The following is a 2,421-nucleotide window of genomic DNA, read 5'->3' as shown; positions in this document are numbered from 1 at the left end:
CGCGTGCCCGACAGCCGCCCGGCGACCCTGCTCCAGGCCCTGGACCTGGGCGCCGCCGGGCTGGTGTTGCCGCACATTACCCAGGCCGACCAGGCCCGGGAAATCGTCGCCGCCACCCGCTATCGGGACGGCAATCGCGGTTTTTCCAACTCGCCCCGCGCCGGTGACTACGGCGCCCTGCCCCTGGCCCGGCACCTGGACTTTCACGACGGCCGCGCCGCGCTGATCTGCCAGATCGAGGACGCCAGCGCCCTGTCGCAGCTGGAGCAGATTGCCGCGGTCGACGGGGTGGACTGCCTGTTTGTCGGGCGCGCCGACCTGGCGGTGTCCCTGCGCCGTTTCGACCTCGACCACCCGGAGGTGGAACAGGCGACCCTGCACACCCTGCAGGTGGCGCGACGTGCCGGCAAGGCCGCCGGGTTGTTCGTCGCCGACCTCAAGGACGTCCCGCGCTACGCCGCCCACGGCGCGAGTTTTTTCATCCTCGGCTCGGACCAGGCCCTACTGCGCACCGGCTGGACCGCGCAGGCCCAGGCCTTTCGCCCGATATTCGCACGCTGAACACAGCCCCCTTACCCACAGGTGCCCTGACCATGAACGCCACCCTCAAGCCCCTCGACAACCCTGAACGCGAAGCCCGGATCGACAGCCTGGTACGCGGCGCCATCGACCTGCACTGCCACAGCGGCCCCTCGGTGATGCCCCGCTACTGCGACCATATCGAAGCCATGCAAGAAGCCTCCGCCGCCGGCCTCAAGGCCGTGCTGCTCAAGGACCACTACTACTCCTGCACGCCCGTCACCCACCTGCTGAACAAACACTTCAGCGAGCTGAACGTGCAGATGCTGTCCGGCGTGCCCCTGAACAACTCGGTGGGCGGGCTGAATATCCACGCCGTGGAACACGGCCTGAAACTCGGCGCCAAGCTGGTGTGGATGCCGACCTTTTCCTCGGCCAACCACATTGCCCACCATCACCAGGACGTGAAGTTCGTCGACAAATTCCCCCAGACCACCCAGCGCATGCTGCAACCGATCCCGCTCACGGTGCTGGACGACGACGGCAAGCTGCGCGAAGAGGTCAAAGGCATCCTCGATCTGATCGCCGCCGAAGACGTGGTGCTGTCCGCCGGGCACCTGAACATCCGCGAGATCTGGCCGCTGTTCGAGGAGGCACGCAAGCGCGGGGTCAAGCGCCTGCTGGTCAACCACCCGACCTACGTGGTCGACGCGACCCTGGACGACATGCGCCAACTGGCCAGCGAGGGCGTGTACATGGAGCACTCCATGTGCATGTGGGTGCCCGGGTCGAAGTTCAAATTCTACGACGGTGAGTTTCTGGCCCAGGTGATCGAGGCCGGCACCGTGGACCTGACCATCCTCGGCTCGGACCTCGGCCAGCAGGGCAACCCGAAGATCGTCGACGGCTTTCGCAGCGTGATCGCCAGCGTCCTCGACCTGGGCTACAGCGACGACGATGTGCGCAAGATGACCTCCTTCAACGCCGCCCGCCTGATGAACATCTGAGCCGGGTTTTCGAGGAGCGAACATGAGCCGTCTGACGACGCACATCGGGGCCCTGACCCTGAAGAACCCGGTGATCTGTGGCGCCGGGGAACACACCATGCATGAGGCGGCGATCAAGCGTGCCCTGGCCACCGGGGCCGGGGCGGTGATCGCCAAGTCGACCAACGAATCGACTGCCGCCAAGCAGCAACTGGACAAGACCGACTACGCCCTGCTCGATGCCCAGTGGAACCGCCTGCCGTGGAATTTCCAGCCGCCTCCCGAGGCCAGCCTGTTCGGCCGCTCGGGCCTGGTCCAGCGAGACTTCGACGGCTGGCTGGATGAACTGGCCGGGCTCGATCAACAGGCCCGCCAGCAGGACGCCTATGTCATCCCGAGCCTGATCCTCGGCGACCTGGAACGCTGCGCGCAGTTTGCCGTGCAGATCGAACAGGCCGGCCTGCGCGCCCTGGAACTGAACATCGGTGCGCCCCACGGTGAAGAAGCCGCCAAAGGCGCGATTGTCCTGGAACGCGGCAGCGCGCGGATCGAGCAGATCGTCGCCAGGATCCGCCAGGCCACGCGCCTGCCGCTGTGGATCAAGCTCACCGGGCAAAGCGAAGACGTGGTTGGCCTGGCCGAGGCCGCGCGCCGCGGCGGTGCCGACAGCGTGGTGATGATGGGGCGCTTCATGGGCTTCATTCCGGACCTGGACAGCCAGCGCCCACTGCTCGGCACCTCGGCCGCGATCGGTGGCAGCTGGGCCCTGCCGCTGACCGCACGCTGGCTGATGCTGACCCGCAAGCGGCTGGGCCCCGAGTTCCCGCTGATCGCCACCAACGGCGCCCGCAGCGGCCTGGACGTGGCGCGTTTTCTGCTGGCCGGCGCATGCGCCACCGAGCTGACCTCGGCGGTG

3 protein-coding genes are annotated in these 2,421 nt (G+C 67.3%); all 3 read left to right on the top strand.

Annotation, left to right across the window (positions count from 1 at the left end):
* A partial coding sequence (locus CF161_RS00435; RefSeq protein ID WP_020294554.1) for an HpcH/HpaI aldolase/citrate lyase family protein occupies positions 1–561 on the top strand: 561 nt, incomplete at its 5' end.
* A 32-nt stretch (positions 562–593) separates the two neighbouring features.
* A complete protein-coding gene (locus CF161_RS00430; protein ID WP_020294553.1) occupies positions 594–1,526 on the top strand; it encodes a DUF6282 family protein in 933 nt (310 codons plus the stop codon).
* 22 nt (positions 1,527–1,548) lie between these two features.
* The coding region (locus tag CF161_RS00425) for a dihydroorotate dehydrogenase (protein WP_020294552.1) at positions 1,549–2,421 on the top strand (873 nt) is incomplete at its 3' end.

Origin of the sequence: Pseudomonas sp. CF161 (assembly GCF_000416215.1) — a bacterium.
Classification (GTDB): domain Bacteria; phylum Pseudomonadota; class Gammaproteobacteria; order Pseudomonadales; family Pseudomonadaceae; genus Aquipseudomonas.
The sequence above is the reverse complement of the archived record's forward strand: the minus strand, read 5'-3'. Positions and strand labels throughout refer to the sequence as shown.

Bases quoted from the DNA above. Each gene is read 5' to 3' on its own strand.
- CF161_RS00430 (WP_020294553.1), top strand. From the start codon at position 594: ATGAACGCCACCCTCAAGCCCCTCGACAACCCTGAACGCGAAGCCCGG.